The 20,111-nt window shown below is 65.7% G+C and carries 16 protein-coding genes; 8 read left to right on the top strand and 8 right to left on the bottom strand.

Annotation, left to right across the window (positions count from 1 at the left end; genetic code table 11):
* Positions 1–20 precede the first annotated feature (20 nt).
* The 3 genes from DM868_RS07870 to DM868_RS07860 are packed head-to-tail and all read left to right on the top strand — an operon-like array spanning position 21 to position 3,676.
* A complete protein-coding gene (locus DM868_RS07870; RefSeq protein WP_137276311.1) occupies positions 21–1,298 on the top strand; it encodes a Single-stranded DNA binding protein in 1,278 nt (425 codons plus the stop codon).
* The gene (locus DM868_RS07865) at positions 1,295–2,941 is read left to right on the top strand and encodes an RPA family protein (protein WP_137276310.1); all 1,647 of its coding nucleotides are present in this window, start codon (positions 1,295–1,297) and stop codon (positions 2,939–2,941) included. The genes DM868_RS07870 and DM868_RS07865 overlap by 4 nt, the downstream gene beginning before the upstream one ends.
* A complete protein-coding gene (locus DM868_RS07860; RefSeq protein ID WP_137276309.1) occupies positions 2,942–3,676 on the top strand; it encodes a metallophosphoesterase in 735 nt (244 codons plus the stop codon). It abuts the gene before it with no gap.
* Positions 3,677–3,692: 16 nt separating this feature from the next.
* Here DM868_RS07860 and DM868_RS07855 read toward each other — a convergent pair whose 3' ends face one another.
* The 3 genes from DM868_RS07855 to DM868_RS07845 form a co-directional block, all read right to left on the bottom strand.
* Positions 3,693–5,801, bottom strand: a complete 2,109-nt coding sequence (locus DM868_RS07855) for a thioredoxin domain-containing protein (protein WP_137276308.1) — start codon at positions 5,799–5,801, stop codon at positions 3,693–3,695.
* A 98-nt stretch (positions 5,802–5,899) separates the two neighbouring features.
* The gene (locus DM868_RS07850) at positions 5,900–7,132 is read right to left on the bottom strand and encodes a hydroxyacid-oxoacid transhydrogenase (protein ID WP_137276307.1); all 1,233 of its coding nucleotides are present in this window, start codon (positions 7,130–7,132) and stop codon (positions 5,900–5,902) included.
* 69 nt (positions 7,133–7,201) lie between these two features.
* A complete protein-coding gene (locus tag DM868_RS07845) occupies positions 7,202–8,887 on the bottom strand; it encodes an acyl-CoA synthetase (RefSeq protein WP_137276306.1) in 1,686 nt (561 codons plus the stop codon).
* A gap of 151 nt (positions 8,888–9,038) precedes the next feature.
* On the opposite strand from DM868_RS07845, the gene purD reads away from it, so the two are divergent.
* Positions 9,039–10,331: a phosphoribosylamine--glycine ligase gene (gene purD, locus DM868_RS07840; RefSeq protein ID WP_137276305.1), complete on the top strand. Its 1,293-nt coding sequence runs from the start codon at positions 9,039–9,041 to the stop codon at positions 10,329–10,331.
* A gap of 305 nt (positions 10,332–10,636) precedes the next feature.
* Here the strand turns inward: purD and DM868_RS07835 are convergent, their stop codons facing one another.
* From DM868_RS07835 to DM868_RS07825, 3 genes are all read right to left on the bottom strand, one after another.
* Positions 10,637–11,572, bottom strand: a complete 936-nt coding sequence (locus DM868_RS07835; protein WP_137276304.1) for a thiamine pyrophosphate-dependent enzyme — start codon at positions 11,570–11,572, stop codon at positions 10,637–10,639.
* A gap of 3 nt (positions 11,573–11,575) precedes the next feature.
* A complete protein-coding gene (locus DM868_RS07830; RefSeq protein ID WP_137276303.1) occupies positions 11,576–13,465 on the bottom strand; it encodes a 2-oxoacid:acceptor oxidoreductase subunit alpha in 1,890 nt (629 codons plus the stop codon).
* A gap of 145 nt (positions 13,466–13,610) precedes the next feature.
* Complete coding sequence (locus DM868_RS07825) at positions 13,611–14,663, bottom strand: zinc-dependent alcohol dehydrogenase family protein (protein WP_137276302.1); 1,053 nt, start codon at positions 14,661–14,663, stop codon at positions 13,611–13,613.
* Between the two features lie 163 nt (positions 14,664–14,826).
* Between DM868_RS07825 and DM868_RS07820 the strand changes: the two genes are divergently transcribed.
* Together DM868_RS07820 and DM868_RS15340 are read left to right on the top strand one after the other, a co-directional pair.
* Complete coding sequence (locus DM868_RS07820) at positions 14,827–15,576, top strand: DICT sensory domain-containing protein (protein ID WP_137276301.1); 750 nt, start codon at positions 14,827–14,829, stop codon at positions 15,574–15,576.
* 86 nt (positions 15,577–15,662) lie between these two features.
* Positions 15,663–15,986 (top strand): hypothetical protein, encoded by a 324-nt coding sequence (locus DM868_RS15340; protein ID WP_222845497.1) that lies wholly within the window; start codon positions 15,663–15,665, stop codon positions 15,984–15,986.
* A 253-nt stretch (positions 15,987–16,239) separates the two neighbouring features.
* Here the strand turns inward: DM868_RS15340 and DM868_RS07810 are convergent, their stop codons facing one another.
* Positions 16,240–17,394, bottom strand: coding sequence for an acyl-CoA dehydrogenase family protein (locus DM868_RS07810; RefSeq protein WP_137276300.1), 1,155 nt, complete (start codon positions 17,392–17,394; stop codon positions 16,240–16,242).
* 145 nt (positions 17,395–17,539) lie between these two features.
* Here DM868_RS07810 and ahbB point away from each other — a divergent pair, with 145 nt between their 5' ends.
* Positions 17,540–18,601 (top strand): siroheme decarboxylase subunit beta, encoded by a 1,062-nt coding sequence (gene ahbB, locus DM868_RS07805; RefSeq protein ID WP_137276299.1) that lies wholly within the window; start codon positions 17,540–17,542, stop codon positions 18,599–18,601.
* A gap of 14 nt (positions 18,602–18,615) precedes the next feature.
* Here ahbB and DM868_RS07800 read toward each other — a convergent pair whose 3' ends face one another.
* Positions 18,616–19,914, bottom strand: a complete 1,299-nt coding sequence (locus DM868_RS07800; protein ID WP_137276411.1) for an RNA-guided endonuclease TnpB family protein — start codon at positions 19,912–19,914, stop codon at positions 18,616–18,618.
* Between the two features lie 27 nt (positions 19,915–19,941).
* On the opposite strand from DM868_RS07800, the gene DM868_RS15085 reads away from it, so the two are divergent.
* Complete coding sequence (locus tag DM868_RS15085) at positions 19,942–20,079, top strand: hypothetical protein (protein ID WP_170964452.1); 138 nt, start codon at positions 19,942–19,944, stop codon at positions 20,077–20,079.
* Positions 20,080–20,111: the final 32 nt, after the last annotated feature.

Genomic DNA, 20,111 nt, shown 5'->3' with positions numbered 1-20,111 from the left:
AGCCGCCCAATCAATCGGTGATGAGCCTTGACGACGCTGCCGAGGAACTCGCCTCCACCCTCGGCGTCGACAAAACGGAGGTCAAAGCGGATCTCGAAAAGCTGGTCTCGTACTCGGTGCCGATGGACGAGGCGAAACAGAGCCTGCGGCGCAAGTACGGCGACGCGGGATCGAGCAGCGGCCAAAGCGGCTCGCCGCCGAAGACGGAGATCGACGACATCACGCCGGAATCGGGCAACGTGAGCGTCACCGCGCGGGTGTTGACCGTCGGGAAGCGATCGATCCGCTACGAGGGTGAAAACCAGATCATCTTCGAGGGCGAACTCGCCGACGAGAGCGGGCGAATCTCCTACACCGCGTGGAACGACTTCTCGCTGTCGCCCGGCGACACGATCACAGCAGGTAACGCGGGCGTCCGCGAGTGGGACGGTGAACCCGAACTGAACCTCGGCGGATCGACGACCGTCACGATGCAAGAGGAACCGCTCTCGGTACCATACGAGATCGGAGGCGAGCGCGACCTCATCGACCTCGAACCCGGCGATCGCGGTCGGACGGTCGATGCCAAGGTGCTGGAGGTCGAGCGCCGGACAATAAACGGCCGGGACGGCGAAACCGAGATCCTGAGCGGTGAGATCGGCGACGAGACGACCAGGCTCCCGTTCACCGACTGGGACCCTCACTCCGAGATCGCGGCGGGGGCGTCGGTCCGCCTCGCGGACGTGTACGTCGACGAGTTCCGCGGTGTCCCCTCGGTCAACGTGACCGAATTCACGGCGGTCGAGTCGATCGGTGACGTCGAGGTCAACGAGTCGGCCACTGAGATGACAGTCAGGGCGGCGGTCGAATCCGGCGGCGTCTACGACGTGCTGTTGACCGGGAGCGTGATCGAGGTCAGGGACGGTTCCGGGCTGATTCAGCGGTGTCCCGAGTGCGGCCGCGTCGTCCAGAACGATCAGTGTCGGACCCACGGACAGGTGGATCCCGAAGATGACATGCGGGTGAAAGCGATCCTCGACGACGGGACCGAGACGGTGACGGTCATCCTCGGCAGCGATCTCACCGCCCGCGTGTATGGCGGCTCACTCGAAGACGCCCTCGACCACGCCCGCGATGCGATGGACCGAGGAGTCGTCGCCGAGCGCATCGCCGACGCGCTCGAGGGACGGGAGTTCAGCGTTCGCGGCGCGCTCTCGGTCGACGAGTACGGCGCGAACCTCAACGCGACCGCGTTCGACGAGCGCGCCGACGATCCGAAAGCGCTCGCGACGGCTTTCCTCTCGGAGGTGGACGCATGAGCGGTTCGGCACCCGGTCGCCGCGAGGTTGCCTACCGAATCTTCGCCGCAGAGTTCGACGACGCCGAGCTCTCCCACAGCGAGAGCGACGAGGAGCGCGCGCCGAACTACGTCGTCTCGCCGACCGGCGCGCGGATCAACCGGCTGTTCGCCGTTGGGGTACTCACCGAAGTCGAGGACGTGAACCAAGAGATGATCCGCGGTCGCCTCGTCGATCCGACCGGGGCGTTCGTCACCTACGCTGGCCAGTACCAGCCGGAGGCGCTTGCGGCACTCGAACGCGCCGAACCCCCGGCGTTCTTCGCGCTGTCGGGAAAGGCACGAACCTACGAACCCGACGACGGGGACCGGATATACACCTCGGTTCGCCCGGAATCGGTCAGCGAAGTCGACGCGAAGACGCGTGATCGGTGGGTCGTCACGACCGCAGAACGGACGCTCGAACGGATCGGCGTGATGGCGAGCGCCATCGAATCGGGGCTGGCCGGCGAACAGCTCCGCGCCGCGCTCGTCCACGCGGACATCGACGACCGCCTCGCTGACGGCGTCGCGCTCGCGCTCGATTACTACGGGACCTCACCGGAGTATCTCGCGGCGCTTCGGGAGGTCGCGATCGACGCCGTTCGGGTCGTCGCCGGCGAGCGCGACGAGGTGGGACGACTCGAACTCGCGCCGGGCGAAGGGGCCGGCGACCCGAGCGCGCTCGCGACGGTCGATCTCTCGGGCGCGCCCTCGCCCGGAACTGCAGCGGCCGCGGCCGCCGCGGTCGAGTCGGATGGCGAGGGGGAGCCCGCGCCGACGAACGGTGAGACGCTGGGAGCGACTGGCGTCGAAGCCGACTCGGAGCCCACCTCTGCATCGAGTTCGGCGGAGTCGTCCGAATCGGAGACGGACCCCGTTGATCGAAAAGCGGCGAGCGAGATCGGGGGCGAATCGGCGGACGAACGCAGCGCGGGGGCGGAGACAGAAATCGAATCCGAACCAGGATCGGTGTCGGAGCCAACCGATGAACCCACGGCCGAGCCGGAGCTGGAACCTGAATCGGAACCCGAACTCGACACAGCGAGCGAGCCCGCAGTTCAGGACGACGAGCGCGAACCTGACGCCGAGGCCGAGGCGGAGTTGGACGACTTCGATCCCGCCGAGTTCGAACTGGACGAGGAGGAACGACGCGAGGTTGAAGAGGAGTTCGGGACGGAGTTCTCGACCGCGGACGAGGTCGAGCCCGCCGACATCGAACCCGAGGGCGTCGCCGAGGAGCCGGCCGACGTCGAAGCCGAACCGGACGTGCCGGAGACGGAGGCTGAAACGCCGGTAGAAACTGAAACCGACGCGGATGAAACCGTGCCGGCCGAGGAGTCGGTAGCTGCTCAGGAAACTGACACCGACGAGGGCCAGAAAGCGGTCGACGAGGGGCTGACAGCCGACGAGCCAACAGCCGAGGGAGACGTCGATCTCAGCGCGGCCGTCATGGATGCGATGAAACGCCTTGACGACGGCGACGGTGCCGACAAAGCGGACCTCGTCGCGACGGTGGCCGAGGAGGCCGGCGTCGACGAAGACGCCGTCGCGGAGGCGATTCAGGACGCGCTCATGAGCGGTCAGTGTTACGAGCCGGCGGACGGAACGCTGAAGCCGATCTGAATGCTCGAGCCGATCCTCGGCAATCCCGCCGTGATCGCGGCGTGCGGGTCGGAACGGGTCCTCGTCGTCGCGGACTACCACGCGGGGCTCGAAGTCGGACTGCGACGCGACGGCGTCGAGATCGACAGCCGCGCGGAGCGGCGGCGTGAGAGCGTACTGGGGCTGCTCGATCGCCACCCGGTCGACCGGGTGCTCTTTCTCGGTGATCTCGGCGACAGCATCGGTGAGCCGGGACGCGAGGAGCGCGCCGAACTACGAGCGCTGCTGAAGGCGGTGACCGACGAGGTACCCGTGACCGTGACGAAGGGCAACCACGACGGGGCGATCGAAACCGTCGTCGGCGGATTCGGCGGCGTCGACGTGACCGATGGGGACGGCGTCCGGATCGGCTCCGTCGGCTTCTGTCACGGCCACACGTGGCCGGCCGAGTCGGTCGCCGCGGCCCCGCTCGTCTGCACCGCCCACGAACACCCGCTCGTCCGGTTGACCGACTCGGTCGGCGGCCGACGGACCGAGCGCGTCTGGCTCCGCGGACGCCTCGATCCAGAGGGATTCTCGAGGTATCCCGAGGTCGGCGACGAATTGGTCGTCTGCCCGGCGTTCAACGATCTCTCGGGCGGTACGGCCGTCAACGAGGGCGACGGATTCCTCTCGCCGTTTCTCCCGGATGGGCTCACAGCGGGCGAGGCGTATCTGTTGGACGGGACCCGGCTCGGCCCGTATCGACGCGCCTAGACGGCGAACGGGTCGGCTACCGATCGTCCTGCAGCCACGCGATGGCTTCGGCCATGTCGTGTTTCGGCGGCGAGCAGGTGAACGACCGGCAGGCGTACACCGTCTCTCGCCCGTCGATCGCGTCGCGTTCGGCCCAGATGGGTGGCGACGAATCGAGGTCGAGCCGGTCGAGCCACGCCGACAGCGCCTCCTCGGTGGGCGGTCGGACCGTGAGAATCCGCGCCGGGAGATAGGCGTCCGCGAGCGTCTCGCGCCACGCTGCCGGGAGCTCCTCGGCCGCGATAGTCAGTTCGGCGGTTCCGGCGGCTCGATCGACCGCCGCGAGGACGAGCGACGTGTACGAGAGCGGGTCCGACTCCAGCGTCGACGCGTGTGTTTCGAGGACCGACTCGGCAACCGGATCGAACCCGGCGTTGGGGGCGAAGTGCGACAGTGCCGACAGCAGTTGGACGGCGACGCCAGCGCTCGACGGCGTCGAGCTGTCGACGAGCTGTTGGGGTCGCGCGAGGAGCGTCTCGCCGTCGACCGGCGTGAAATACAGCGTCCCCTCGTCCTCGTCGTAGAACCGCTCGCGGATCGCCCGCCCGAGATCGAGCGCGAACTGCAGATGCTCGACGTCGCCGGTCACCTGGTAGGTGTCGAACGCACCGCGCCCGAGGAAGGCGTAGTCCTCGAGGTAGCCGGGAATGCCGACCTCGCCGCGCTCGAAGCGACGATACAGGCGTCTGTCCTCGGCGTCCCACAGATGTTCGCGGCAGAACGAGAGCGCGTCTTCGGCGCGGTCCACATACGAGGAGTCGAGGACGAGCGAACCTTCGGCGTACGCCGAGATCATCAGCCCGTTCCACGCCGCGAGGACCTTCTCGTCGCGAGGGGGGCGCGAACGCGTCTCGCGGGCCTCGAAGAGCTCCTCGGTCGCCTCGTCGATCAGTTCCTCCACCGCGTCGGTACCCATGACGGAATCGGCGGCGAGTTCGCTCGCCGGCGTCGACTCGGTGAGGACCGTCGTGTTGTTCTCGAAGTTCCCCCCGTCGGTGACGCCGTAGCGCTTGCAGAACAGGTCGGCCGCGGTCCCGTCGTCGACGGCGTCGCGAACCGCCTTCGGCGTCCAGACGTAGAACGCGCCTTCCTCGCGGCTACCGGTGCTGTCGGCGCTTTGGGCGTCCAGCGTCGAGTAGAAACCGCCCTCGGAGTGCGTGAGTTCGCGCTCGACGAATTCGAACGTCTCGCGGGCGACCTCGGCGTATCGCTCCCGGCCGGTCAGCTGGTAGCCGGCGAGGAACGCCCGGGTGATCTCGGCGTTGTCGTAGAGCATCTTCTCGAAGTGCGGGACGGTCCACTCGCGGTCGACGCAGTAGCGGTGGAAGCCGCCGCCGACGTGATCGTAGAGCCCGCCGGATGCCATCGCGTCGAGCGTCTCGAGGCCGACGTCGAGATACGTCCCCCGGTCGGTCCGGTCGTGGGCCCGAAACAGGAGGTGAATCCGACCGGCGTGGGGGAACTTCTGTCCGCTTCCCCAGCCGCCGTGCTCCCTGTCGGCACCGCGGACGGCGGCGTTCGCCGCGGCGTCGAGAAATCCGTCGTCAGGTGCCTCGCGGGTCCGGTCAGGCGTCCCCTCGAGCTCGTTGCGCGCCGAGGTGGCCCACTGGTCGGCCTGGGCTTCGAGCTGCGGTCTGCGTTCGGGATCGCTCCACGCGGTGGCGATATCGTCGAGCACGGAGCCGAAGCTCGGCATGTTGCTCGTCGGCTCCGGCGGGAAGTACGTCCCGACGTGGAACGGCTCTCCGTCCGGTGTGAGCCACACCGAAAGGGGCCACCCGCCCGAGCCGCGGACCATCTGACAGACGTTCATGTAGAGGGTGTCGACGTCGGGGCGCTCCTCGCGGTCGACCTTGATCGGCACGAAGTTCTCGTTCAGCCGGCGGGCGATCGCCGGGTCATCGAAGCTCTCCTCGGCCATGACGTGACACCAGTGACAGGCGGCGTAGCCGATCGACAGGAAGATCGGCACGTCGCGTTCCCTGGCGAGTTCGAGCGCCTCCTCGTCCCACGGTTGCCAGGCGACCGGGTTCTCGGCGTGCTGGCGGAGGTACGGCGAGGCGGTCTTGTCGAGGCGGTTTTCCATACCGACGACAGGATCTCGCGATACTAAACGCCGTGGCTTTCGGCGGCGACCGCAAACGCAGCCCTCGATCAGTTCGTCTCGAGATCAGTCGGGCGCTGTTACAGCGATCGCCGGAGGATCCCCTCGACGTCGGTCTGCTCGACGCGACGCGGGTTACCGACGAGGATCCGCTGGATCTCCATGGTGTCGGCAGCCAACTGCTCGATGGCGTCCTCGTCGACGCCGAACGCCTCGATTCCCTGTGGGATCCCCACGTCGTCCGAGAGCTTGCTGACGGCTTCGGCCGCGCGATCGGCCCGCTCGTCGCGGCTCAACCCGTCGACGTTTTCGCCCATGAGCTCTGCGATCTCGCCGTAGCGCTCGAACGCGCTCGGCGCGTTGAATCGCATGACTTCTGGCAACAGCGTGGCGACCGTTTCGCCGTGCGGCGTGTGGTACTCGCCCGCGACCGGGTACGCGATGGCGTGAGTCGCGCCGACGCCGGCGTTGGTGAACGCGATCCCGGCGAGCATGCTCGCGAGCGCCATGTTCCGTCGGGCCTCGAGGTCCTCGCCGTTGTTGACCGCGCGCCGGAGGTTGTCGCTGATCAGATCGATCGCCTTCCGTGCGAGTTGGTCTGTGAAGGGGTTCCGGCCGTCGTAGTCGGGACGCTCGTCGGGTGAGTCGGGGCGCGGCTTGGCGTCGTAGGGACGGGTCGTGAACGCCTCGATCGCGTGCGTCAGCGCGTCCATTCCCGAGGCCGCGGTCGGGCCCGGCGGCAGCGAGACGGTGAGCGCCGGATCGATGACCGCGAGGTTCGGATACTGGTGGCGGCTGGAGATGCCGACCTTCAGCTTCTTGTCGGGCAGGGAGATGACTGTGACGGGGGAAGTCTCCGAGCCGGTCCCGGAGGTCGTCGGGACGGCGATCGTCGGGACGCCGGGGTCCGGGATCGCTTTGCCCTCACCCGTGGGCGGCGCGACGTAATCGAGGATGTCGCCGCCGTGCTCGTGGACGATGCCGGTCGTCTTCGCCACGTCGAGAGAGCTACCGCCGCCGACGCCGACGATGACGTCGGGGTCGAACTCGGCCGCGAACTCGACGGCTGCCTCGTAGACGTCGACGGACGGATCGGGCTGGACGTCCGAGAAGACCGCGTGCTCGGCGTCGTCGGGTAACGCGTCGATGACTTCGTCGGCGATGCCCGCGGCGAACACGCCCTCGTCCGTGACGACCATCGCGGCCGAGCAGTCCAGGTCGTCGAGTTCCGCGGCGAGTTCGTCAATCGCGCCGGTTCCGAACTTGACGCGGTCGGCCATGCTAAACTCCCAGACGGTCTCCGCTTCGAACATACTCGAAACTGCTCTGTGAGCCGCATTAAATCCTCCCACATCCAGCGCGTGAGCCACCGCTTCGCGGCGTTATTTGACCAGTCCTTCACGCTCTTCGAGCGACGCCCGCCGGATCTTCCCGGAGCTGGTCTTCGGGAGGTCGTCGACGAACTCGATCTCGCGGGGGTACTCGTACGCGGCGAGCCGGCTTCTGACGTCGCTTCGGAGCCGGTCGGCGAGATCAGTCGACGCCTCGTACCCGGGCGCGAGCGTGACGAACGCCTTCGGCACCTCACCGCGCTCCTCGTCGCGGACGCCGATCACGCCCGCGTCGGCGACCGCATCGTGTGCCGACAACGCCTCCTCGATCTCGACGGGGCCGATCCGGTATCCGGCCGAGATGATGACGGTGTCCTTCCGGGAGACGAACTCGACGAAACCGTCCTCGTCCATCCGGCCGAGGTCCTCGGTCAACAGCCAGCCGTTCTGTACCTTGCTCGCCGTGGCTTCGGGCTTGTTCCAGTACTGCTTGAAACAGACCGGGTTCCCCTCGTATCTGACGGCGATCTCTCCGGTCTCGCCGCGGTCGACAGTCGGTTCGGCGGTCTCGGGATCGACGATCACAACGTCGTGTCCCGGCCCGATGGGGCCAATCTTGCCGTCCTTCGAGTCGAGGAGCTTCGTGCAGTCGCCGACGGTCATGTTGGCCTCGGTCTGACCGTACGCCTCGTGGACGGCCGCCCCGTCGAAGACCGCCTCGGCCCACTCGACGATCGTGTCGCCGAGCGACTCGCCGCCGCTCGGGATGCAACGGACGCTGGAGACATCCCACCGCTCGGGGGCGTCGAGTTGCTCCATCATCCGGAGCGCCGTTGGCGGCGCGAAGAAGTTCGTCACGTGGTGTCGTTCGAGGAGATCCATGGCCGTCTCTGGGTCGAACGAGCCGTCAGCCGTGTGGGCGACGACGGGGCGGCCGTAGTAGAGCCCGGGGAAGACGACGTCGAACAGCGTCGCCACCCAGGCCCACTCGGAGGGGGTCCAGAACACGTCGTCGTCGTTCAACTCCAGATTGCAGAAGCTCGTGATGAAAAGCGGTAGATTGCCGAGCAGGACGCGGTGAGCGTGACGGACGCCCTTCGGATCGCCGGTCGTGCCCGAGGTGTAGATGATGATGGCGTCGTCGTCGGCCGCGGTGTCGACCGTCTCGAAGCGCTCCGAGGAGGACGACAGAACCGTTCCGAACGCCGTTTCGTCGCCCGTCGGTTCGGCGTCGCCGATCGTGACGACCGTCTCCAGCGATGGGACATCCCCATGGCTCTCCCGGAGCGTTTCGACGTTCGAGCCGTCGACGAAGCAGGCGACCGATTCCGAATCGTCGAGTCGATACGAGAGCGCGTCGGTCCCGAAGAGCGTGCTCAGGGGGACGGAGACGGCACCCAGTTTCCAGCAGGCGACGTGCGCGACCACCGTCTCGGGGCGCTGGCGGGCGTTGATCCCGACTCTGTCACCGCGGGAAACGCCGCGTTCGCGGAGGAACGCCGCCGTCGCGTCGGCCTCCTTGCGGAGCCGTTCGAACGAGTACATCTCGCCGTTTCCGTCCCCGTCGTCGGCGACGAGCGCCGTCCGATCGCCGTCTTCACACCACCGATCACAGATGTACGACGCCATGTTGAATCGCTCGGGAACCTCCCACTCGAACGAGTCGAGCAGGTCGTCGTACTCGGTCCACTCGCGCTCGTAAAACCGGTACGCCTCGAGGTCGGGGATAGTTGACATATCGTATCACACAGGTATGAGCGACATACGTATTGTGGTATGCCTTATCGTGTCTCGGCGGCGGTGAATCGCCCGCAGGTATGCACAAGCGTGGATACAGTAGGGGGTCGCAAGGGCAACGTTTAGGCTTCTCCGTGCACCGATCTCGGATATGACAGAGACGGTGCTTCTCGTCGGCGGCGGTGGCCGCGAACACGCGATCGCCCGCGCTGTGGCGAGGGCCGAAGACGGCGAACTGTACGCGTGTGCGTCGAACCGTAACCCCGGGATCGACGCGATCGCGTCGGGCTACGAGACGATCGACGAGACGGACGGTGACGCGATCGTCGAGTACGCCGAATCGGTCGGCGCGACGCTCGCGGCGGTCGGCCCCGAGTCGGCGCTCAACGCGGGCGTGGCTGACGCCCTCGACGACGCCGGGATCTACGCGTTCGGCCCGCGGGAGGCCGAGGCGAGGATCGAGACGGACAAGGCATTCCAGCGGGAGTTCATGGCCGAACACTCGATTCCGGGCTGTCCGACCTTCGCGACGTTCGAGAGCGGCGAGGAAGCCGCCGACTACATCCGCGAGTACGACGGCGACCTCGCGATCAAACCGCGCGGGCTGACCGGCGGGAAGGGCGTCCGCGTCATCGGCGACCAGATCACCGAGGCGGAAGGAATCGAGTTCGTCCTCGGCAGCGAGTACGAGTCGTTCGTCCTCGAGGAACGGCTGATCGGCGAGGAGTTCACGATCCAGGCGTTCGTCGCGGACGGGGAGTACCGCGTCTCGCCGGCCGTGCAGGACCACAAGCGTGCCTTCGAGGGCGACGAGGGGCCGAACACCGGCGGGATGGGCTCCTACAGCGACTCGACGCCCCAGCTGCCGTTCATGACCGAGGCCGACTACGACGACGCGGTCGAGGTCATCGACGCCGTTGTCGAGGCGATGCCCGACTACAAGGGGATTCTCTACGGCCAGTTCATGCTGACGACCGAGGGGCCGAAGGTCGTCGAGTTCAACGCCCGCTTCGGGGATCCCGAAGCGATGAACACCCTGCCCGTGCTGGCCACCGACTTCGTCGACCTGCTTGTCGCGGGACGGGAGGGCGAGTCGCTCCCCGAACTCGAGTTCGAGCCGAAGGCGACGGTCTGTAAGTACGCCGTCCCCGAGGGCTACCCGACCGATCCGAAGGCGGGCGCGAAGGTGGCGATCAACGCCGAGAGCGCCGGCGACGCCCAGCTGTTTTACGCGAGCGTCGACGCCCGCGAGGACGGGATCTACACGACGACCTCTCGGTCGTTCGCCGTCGTCGGGGTCGCCGACTCAATCGCCGAGGCCGAGGCGGTCGTCGAAGATGCCTTCGATCGGACCGGAACGGACGGCCTGCGCGTCCGCCACGACATCGGGACGGCCAAGCTGGTGCAAACGCGGATCGACCACATGCGGGAACTGCGCGAGTAGCGGTTTATATACTGCTCCGAGCGGTCACGGGTGGGATTTATAAGTAATACGTGATCCGCAGAGCCATTTTTAAACACTATTTCGGCATTCATGAGGGGAGAGTTTATACATGGGGCGCGGTCTCCGCGGATCTGTTTATAAATAGAACGCGATACATCGTCGAAAGGCAGTCACCGCCACGAATGATCCGTTCGGCTTACCCCGTTTGGACGCGTCCCTCAGAAACAGTATTATCGAGTGTTTCTCGTACTCTCGGCAGGTAACTCGCCTAAAAAGTCGTATGAAATGTCGCGACGCCGTGCGGATTATTTATGGGGATCCAGCATGTCGTAGCTGCGCTCCCACTCGTAGCTGTCGTCGTGGTAGCGCTCGGCCAGCGGCACTTCGGGCATCTCGCCGACAGCGCGCTTTTCTTGTCCGTACGACGGGCGGTCAGCGTCCTGGTAGTACCGACCGGTCAGCACCTTCCCCTCGTGGAGCGCCGTTTCCGTCTCGAACATCATCTCGGCGGCCTCGCGGCGGTCCGTGATGTCGAAGTCGTACTCGTCGTTCTCCTGCACGTCGATGTAGGGGACGTACTGTTTGGCGTCCTTGTTCCAGGTCGGACACTGCGTGAGGAAGTCGACGTGGGAGAACCCGTCGTGCTCGATCGCCTCGACGAGGATCTCTTGGGCCTGGTTCGGGTTGACAGCGGCCGTGCGGGCGACGTAGGACGCCCCCGAGGTGAGCGACAGCGACAGCGGCCGGACGGGATCCTTTGCCGAGCCGTGGGGCTGCGTCTTCGATTTGTGCCCCTTCGGACTCGTCGGTGAGGTCTGGCCCTTCGTCAGCCCGAAGATCTCGTTGTTGAACACGATGTAGGTCATGTCGTGGTTCTCCCGGGCCGTGTGGGTGAAGTGGTTGCCGCCGATCCCGTAGCCGTCGCCGTCGCCGCCCGCGGCGACGACCTCGAGGTCGGGGTTGGCGAGCTTCGCCGCCCGGGCGACCGGGAGCGACCGGCCGTGCAGCGTGTGGAAACCATAGCTCTCGAAGTAGCTGTTCAGCTTGCCCGAACAGCCGATGCCGGTCGCCAACAGCACCTCGTCGGGGTTCTTCCCGAGTTCGGTCATCGCGCCCTTCAGCGCCTTGAGGACGCTGAAGTCGCCGCATCCCGGACACCACGTCGCCTGCGGCTCGATGCCGGGCGTGAAGTCCTCGCGCTGTACCTCCCGTTTCTCTCCGATCGCGTTGAACGCACTCATGGATTAGTCACCTGCCGCGGGGACGAACGTCGTCGTCGGCGCGGGGTCGTCGCCCCCGATTATCGCTTCGAACCCGTCGACGATCTCGCCGGGTTCGAACGGGTTGCCGTTGTATTTCAGAAGGCTGTGCATCTTCGGGCCGAACCGACCGAGCTCCTTCTGGATGAGGCCGCGGAACTGCGCGCTCGCGGTCATCTCGACGACGAGCGCCTCATCGACCGAGGAGAGGAACTCCGTCAGCTCCTCCTCGGCCAGCGGCATCAGATCGGAGACGCCCATCGACCGGACGCTGTGGCCCTCGTCGTTGAGCCGATCGACGGCCTCTTCGACGGTGCCTTGTTGGCTGCCGAACGTGATGATGCCGTAGTCGGCGTCCTCCGGACCGCGGTACGTCTGGTTGCTCGACTCCTTGGCGTCGAGATCGCCGCGGATGGAGTCGAGTTTGCCGATCCGCCGTTCGAGTTGGGCGGCGCGGTTGTCGGGGTCCTCGCTGATGTGACCCTGTTCGTTGTGCTCGTTGCCGGTCGCGAGGAAGCGACCGCCCTTCTGACCGGGGATCGATCGCGGCGAGACGCCGCGCTCGTTGCCGGGGTCGTGCTGGAAGCGGCTGAACTTTCCGGAGGCGTGGTGGGCCGCCTCGGCGATCTCCTCCTCGGTGAGCGTCGCGCCGAGGCCCGGATCGGGCTCGCGGTCGAAGAAGGATTCGTCGACGTTTCTGAGCTCGCCGCCGATCTTCTGATCGTACAACACGATCGCCGGGAGCTGATAATCGTAGGCGATCTCGAAGGCCGCACGAGTCTGCTCGTAGGCCTCCTCGACGTTCCCGGGCGCGAAGACGACCCGACAGGAGTCGCCCTGGCTCGTGTACAGGACGTGTTCGAGGTCGCTCTGTTCGGGCTTCGTCGGCATCCCGGTCGAGGGACCGGCGCGGGTCGCCTCGATGAGGACGACCGGTGTCTCGGTCATCTCTGCGAGGCCGAGCGGTTCGCTCATCAGGGCGAACCCGCCGCCACTGCTGCCCGACATCGCCTTGACGCCGGCGTGCGACGCGCCGAGGGCGAGCGCCGCCGCGGCAATCTCGTCTTCGACCTGCTCGGAGATACCGCCGACCTCGGGAAGGTACTGGCTCATGAGCGTGTACACCTCGGTCCACGGCGTCATCGGGTAGCCGGCGATGAACCGACAGCCCGAATCGAGCGCACCGAAGGCGATAGCGTTGCTGCCCGAGAGCAGCACCTGCTCCTCCTCGTGTTCACCCGTCGGCATTCGGAGGTCGTGGGTGAACTCTTTCGCTTTGACCTCGTCGTAGGCGATCTGAAGAATGTCGAGGTTTGTCTCCAGGATCTCGCCGGACATCGCGTCGGCCATCAGATCCTCGATGTGGTCGAGATCGTAATCGAGGAGCGCGGCGGTCGCGCCGACGCCGGCGGTGTTCCGCATGACCTCGCGGCCCTTCTCACGGGCGAGGCTCCGGAGATCGAGCGGGTAGACGTGCCAGTCGTTCTCCTCGACGCGCGCCTCGAACTCGGGGACCTCCTCGATGTCGATGAGCCCCTCGTCGTAGATGATGATGCCGCCCTCGCGGAGTTCGTCGAGGTTCTCGACGATTGGCTTGAGTTCCTCGTTGCCGTAGATGGCCTCTTCCTGCGGATTTCTGGCGAACGAGTCGCCGAGGGCCAACAGGAAGTTGTAGCCGTCGCCCCGGGATTTCACCGGTTCAGAGGCGGCGCGCACCTCGACGTAGGTGTGGCCGCCGCGGATGCGCGACGGATAGTGTCGGTGCGTGAATACGTCGAGCCCCGATCGCATCAACGCTTTCGCGAAGTTCTGGCTCGTCGAGTCGATTCCGTCGCCGGAACCACCCGCGATTCGCCAGATGAGTTCGTCTGTCATTGGATATCACTGCGCCCGTAGGCGCGTTATCGAAAGTTTGGACGCGCATAATAAAAGCATTTGCTACACATTGGCATGCATTAATTATGATATAGGTGTATTAATCACGATGCACTCGGCGGGTTTCGGCGACTCGCGGTCAGGGTCACTCGCTGCCGTGCGGTCTGACGAGCACTTTGATCGCCTCCCGTTCGTCCATCGCCCGATACCCCTCGGGGACGCCGTCGAGATCGACGGTCTTCGTGAAGATCGGACTCGGATCGAGCGTGCCGGCCAACACGTCCGCCATCAGCTCTTCGGCGTAGGCTCGAACCGGCGCGACGCCACCGTCGAGCGCGACGTTCCCGCCGAACAGCCCGAACACGTCGAGTCCCTCCGATGTGACGCCGTGCGGAACCCCGACGTAGCCGACGGTGCCGCCGTCGCGGCAGATCTCAATGGCGGCGTTCATCGCCGATGCCGCGCCGACGCACTCGAGGACGTGGTTCGGGCCGCCGTAAGTGGTCTCTTTCGCCCGCTCGATCGCCTCCTCGCCCCGAGCGTTGATCGTCTCGGTCGCGCCGAACTCGGCAGCGAGGTCGAGCCGATTCTCGTGGTGGCCGACCGCAACGATCCGTTCGGCACCCAGCCTGCGGGCCGCGAGGACGCCACAGAGGCCGACCGCCCCGTCGCCGACGACGACGCAGGTCGACCCGGTATCGACGCCGGCGCTCACCGCGGCGTGGTGGCCGGTCCCCATCACGTCGGTCAGCGGGAGCAGCGACCGAAGCGTATCCTCGTCGTCGGCGTGGCGCTCCGGCACCCGAACGAGCGTCCCGTCGGCGTGTCTCGCGCGGACGTACTCGCCCTGACCGCCGCCGTTGTCGCCGCCCCACGAATCGCCGTTCACACAGGACGTGTGGAGCCCCTTCCGGCAGAACTCACAGTAGCCACAGCTGATCAAAAAGGGCGCGAACACCCGATCGCCGGGCTCGACGGAGCGAACGTCGTCGCCCACGGCCTCGACGATTCCCATCGGTTCGTGGCCGACGGGGGAGCCGTCTTCCCGGTCGCTATCGCCGCGGTAGAACCACAGGTCCGAGCCGCAGACTGCGGTGTGGGTGACGCGAACGATGGCGTCTGTCGGCGCTTCGATCGCGGGACGCGGAACGTCCTCGATCGCGATCTCTCGGGGACCGCGGTAGATTGCGGCGCGCATACGCGGGACATCGTATGCGCGGAGGAAAAAACCCGTTGTCGCGAGCGATTGTGTTGGGCCGCGGGAAAACCGGAACAAACTCGTACTTTGTTTATCCATATGCCACGATCCGACGGAGGCCACAGGCTTATTACCCACAATGTCATAGCCCCGACTGAAGCGAATGTCTCTCATCGAGCTCATCGCGGGGGTCGAAGACCACGAGAAGACGTTGACGGTCTTCAACGCCGACAAGGAGACGATCGCGACCCTCCGCGAGCAGTTTCACGACCGAAATCTCTCCGTCTTCGGAGAACACACACCGAGCGGTAAGCCGGAGGCGTTCGCGGTCCTCGCCGACGGGGACGAGTTCGTCACCGCCGCCGCGATCGAGACGATCCTCGATTCCAACGCCGACATCGATCCGACCGCCGAACCCCAAACGACCGATCCGGCCTTCGATGGGGACGCATACCGTCCGATCCTCGATCACCTCGACGAGACGATGTTCACCTCCTACGACATCGATCAGATGGTCGCCGCCTCCCGAGAGATCGAGGACCGCGCCTGGCGCATCGGAAAGGGCTCCATCCACTCGGGCTTTCAGAAGCTTTCGATCATCGCTGAGCAGATGGATATCTACGAACAGTTGGCTGGAAAAAGCGGCCTCGACGTCCACGCCTACGCCGCGCCCGACGCTGACGTACCCGATCACGACACCGACCTCACGATCCACGTCGAACGGAGCGACGAGATCGAACGCACCTGGTTCGTCGCTTACGACGGCGCGGGCATCGACGTGAACAAGTGCGCCCTCCTGGCAGAAGAGCGAGAGTCCAGAGCGTTCTACGGCTTTTGGACCTACGACCCCTCGACCGTCGATTGGATCATCGACCACCTCGAATCCACGTACGGACTCATCGAATCGCGCTGAATCGGCGACTCGAGGGCCCGGCAAAAGCTTTTAGCTCCGAACGCGCTCGACTCGGTACGTCCCTGTTTCCGACCGAGATGCGAAGCATGCGGTTTCGGTACGAACGACTCCACGTCGACGAGTTCGATCCCTGGGAGCTGTACGAACACGGCCGCGCCGATGCGCCCGACATCGAGGAGCTCACGAGGCACATCCGGTGGGACCCCTACGACATCCCCGAGGCGGCGTTCGAGTGGGTCGAGCGCTGTAGCGACGCCTTCGATTCCGGTGAGGACGCGACCTACGTCCTGCGGCCGAGAAACGGCGAGTACGCCGAGGAGTTGGCGGGGCCTTCGAACCTCGCGGTCGATCGGGATCGCCGGATCGGGATCATGGGGATCTGGCTCCGAAAGCCGCTGTGGGGGCGGTGATGTTCGGGGGATCGGGCAGCCTGATTCTTCGAGCTCGCGTTCGATCGGCTCGATCTCGCCGTCGTCGTCGCTCAACACGATCCGGCGAACGACAACGCCCGGCAGGCCATCTCAGCGTAGATCGAGCGCTTCGGTGGCCAGAAGGAGAGACGAATCGGAAACTCGCTCGTCGTCAACGGCGAGCCTCGCGACGCCGTTCGCTACAGCGTCGCGAGCGAGGAATGAGAGCGAACTAGAGAGTGACGGCGAGGGGCTACCACTGCGCCTGCCCGTAGATCAGGTTCCGCTGGATCTCGTTCGCGCCCTCGTAGATCACCGGCACGCGCACATCCCGGTAGACGCGAGCGATGCGGTTCTCGGCGAGGACGGACCGGCCGCCGTGTAGTTGCATCCCCCGTTCGGCGCACTCCATCGCGGTTTCGGTCGATTTGACTTTTGCCATCGCGGCCCAGTGGCCCGCGTTGTCGTTGTCGAGGACGCGGTCGGCCGCCTGCCAGTTGAGCGTCCGGGCGGCCTGAAACTCGGTGACCATGTCCGCGAGGTCGTGTTGGACCGCCTGAAACTCGTTCACCTGGCGACCGAACGCCGATCGACCGTGGACGAAGTCGGCGGCCTCCTCTATCGCCGCGGCGGCGAGGCCGAGGCCGTGGCCGCCGACGATGATCCGGCCGTGGTTGAAGAACTCCGCGACCATGTAGAAGCCGGCCCCCTCAACGCCGATGAGGTTCTCCTCGGGGATCCGCGCGTCGTTGAACTCGATGTGCGCCTGTTTGGAGGCGCGAAAGCCCATCTTCTCGGGGATATGCTCGGCGTCGTAGCCGTCGATATCGGTCGGGACGATGAACATCGAGAAGTTACCGTATCGGTCGTCCGGGTCGTCGCCGGTCTTCGCGTAGAGGGTGATCCAGTCGGCCTCGACGCCGTTGCCGATCCAGTACTTCTCGCCGTTCAGCACCCACTCGTCGCCCTCTTTCTCGGCGGTCGTCTCCATCCCCGCGAGATCGGAGCCGGTGTCGGGCTCCGAGACGGCGAGTCCGGAGATCTGCTCGTTCTCTGCGACTGGTCGGAGGTAGGTCTCTTTCTGTTCGTCGTCGCCGTACTCCTCGACGATCGCCGTCCCGAAGCTCGCGAGCTGGAGCGTGAGCGCGATCCCCGCGTCGGCGCGGTAGAACTCTTCGGCGAGCGCGAGGATCTGGTGGAGGTCGAGCCCGCGTCCGCCGTACTCCTCGCCGATGTCTTGGGCGACGAGCCCGGCGTCCATCCCGGCTTCGAGGACCTTCCAGGGGTACTCGCCGGACTCGTAGTGGTCGGCGGCGTTGGGCGCGATGTGTTCGGCGGCGAACGCCCGCGCCTCGCGTTTGATCTCGCGCGCGTGCTCCGGAACGACGGCGGTGTGCAAAAGCTCCATCTTCGAACTCGTTTAGGGTTGCTACCGGTAAATAGCTTCGTCAGGCGGAGCGTCACGCGCAGTGTCTCTCGGCGGCGACTCGAAGATGTTCGTCCGCGTGGGACCGAGCGAGGGGCTTATTTCGGAGACGCCCCTTTTGTCGACAATGAGCGAACCCGCCCGGTTGGACCGCATCGACCGCGCGATCATCAACGCCTATCAGGGAGGCTTTCCGGTCGTCGAGCACCCCTTCGAACCGGCCGCGGCGGCCCTTCGAGCGCGCGGCGTGGAGATCACCGCGAACGAACTGCTCGGACGGATCCAAACCCTCGACGACGACGGCGTGCTGACGCGCTTCGGCGCGCTGATAAACGCCGCCGAGATCGGCGGTGCCGCGACGCTCGTCGCCATGCACGCGCCCGAGGACCGCTTCGAGGAGATCGCGGAGGCGGTGAACGCCCACCGCGAGGTCGCCCACAACTACGAGCGCGAACACCCCTATCTCAACATGTGGTTCGTCGTCTCGGTCGCCGAGGCCGGGGCCATCGATCGCGTCCTGGAAGAGATCGAAGCCGAAACCGGCCAGGAGACGTACAACCTGCCGAAACGACAGGAGTTCCGCGTCGAGGCGAAGTTCCTGCTCGACGGGCCGATTCCCGAGGGCGACGTCGACTGCTCCGAACTCGGCCCCGAAGTCGAACCGGCCGACCGCGGCACGCTGACGCCCGAGGAGCGCGATCTCGTCGTCGAGATACAGGGTGGCCTGCCGGTGACCGAAACGCCGTACGCCGACGTGGCCGAGGCGCTCGGCGTCGAAACCGAGTGGGTCGTCGAAATGATAAAGCGGTTCGACGCGGAGGGCAAGGTCCGTCGCGTCGGCGTCGTCCCGAACCATTACGCGCTCGGCTACACAGAGAACGGGATGACCGTCTGGAACGTTCCCGACGACCTCCTCGGGGCCGTCGGCCCCGAAGTCGCCGGCTTGGAGTTCGTCACACACTGCTACGAGCGCCCCCGACACGAGGGCGTCTGGCCGTACAACTTCTTCGCGATGACGCACGGTCGGAGCGAGGCCGAGAGCGACCGACGGATCGGGCGGGTCAAAGCGAAGATGGACGAGCACTGGGACGTCGGCGATGACGACTGGGACTCGCTGTTCTCGACGCGGATTCTGAAGAAGACGGGGATCCGACTCGACGAGCGAGCCGACGCCAACACGCACGAGTGACATCCTCGCCCGCGCTAGAGGGCGGGGCTTCCTACAAGGGAAGCCTCGTCGTCGGAGGTTTCAGAACTGAAGTCCCCGAGCGTCGTCTGTCGGGATTGCCGACTCTGCTCGCGGTGTCCTGTGGTGCTCTCACAAGCACTCCCGTCACGAGGCGAGTCATCGCCCGTCGGTTTCAGCGACAGGCTCTCTCCCCGCGGGTTGAGGTGGCCGGCGATGTTGGCCGCCGCGTTGATGTCTGCTTGGTACTCCGAAACCCAACACTCCGCGTTCGTGCATCGGAACTCGGCTTGCGACGACCGCGAACCGAGGTGGCCGCAGGCGTGACACGTCTGACTGGTGTACGCCGGATTCACGAATCGCACCGGAATCCCAGCGTCACGAGCCTTATCTTCGATGCGTCCGGTGAGGCGCGCGAACGCCCAGTTGTGGAGGCGTCGGTTCAGCCGCTTGCCGTAGTTGAGATGTTCACGGATGTACGACAAATCTTCGAGGACGATAACCGGATTCTCGAAGGACCGAGCGTACTCAACGGCATCTCGGGACGCCTTCTCCACGATATCCGTCAAAGCGTTCTGGTCGAATCGTTCGTCCACGCGCCACTCAGCGTCTCGCTGTTGGAGACGGCGGAGGGTCGTGAACATCTCTTTGCGGAGGTGCCGGGCGCGTCCGCCGTCGAACAGCATCGGTTGGGTCGGAGTACCGTCCCGACAGGCACAGCCCGTCAGGAGTTTGGATTCACCGATGTCGAGGCCGACCGGCGTCAGGTCGTTCGACTCCTCTGGCTCCGCGACCTCGTACTCAACGGTGACGTGGAGTACCCAGTTGGTGCGGTTCTCGGTCAGTCGGAACTCGCCGACCGACACGCCGCCGTCGCGCAGGTCGTCCCACAACTCGCGTTGTGCGGGGTTGATGCGGAGCGGAATCCAGAACGCGTTGCCACGCCCGGCCTGCGGAACGCGCCAACAGAACTCGTGTTCTCGATCCTCGGAGTGGTCGAGACGCCACCCTCGGTTCGTGAATCGAACGGGGTGGTCCTCGTCCAACTCCTCGGCGTTGTATGTCCGGTGGAGTTGCGGGATGTAGTTCTTGAGCGCGTCCTTCGCGTAGGACGTGAGGTTGTAGCCGGTGACGACATCGTTGACCGCCGACTGCGTGTCCGCGCCGGAGTCGAAGGACTCCGAGAGAGCGTGGCGGTACGTCGCCACGGTCCGCTGAAGCCGACGCTCTTTGTGCGCCGTCGGTGGCGTGAGCGTGGCTTCGAGCGTTTTCGTGGCGGTGGCGGTCCCCCCTACTCCTACGGAACCGAAGCACATAAAACGCACAGAAGATAACAAATATGCATGCCCAAAGATGTGCGTCTACAGGTCAGCGAAGAACAGCACGAATGGCTAACCGAACTGAAAGACGAGCGGGGCTACACGTGGAAAGGATTGCTGTTGGAAGGGGCAGAGTGCCTCGACACCGACAGAACGCAGTAGTTGGACAGACAGTCAAGTGTCGCAGTCCTCCC

The organism is Natronomonas salsuginis (genome assembly GCF_005239135.1).
GTDB lineage: Archaea > Halobacteriota > Halobacteria > Halobacteriales > Haloarculaceae > Natronomonas > Natronomonas salsuginis.
Note: the sequence above shows the minus strand (reverse complement) of the source record. Positions and strands in the feature narration are given on the sequence as shown.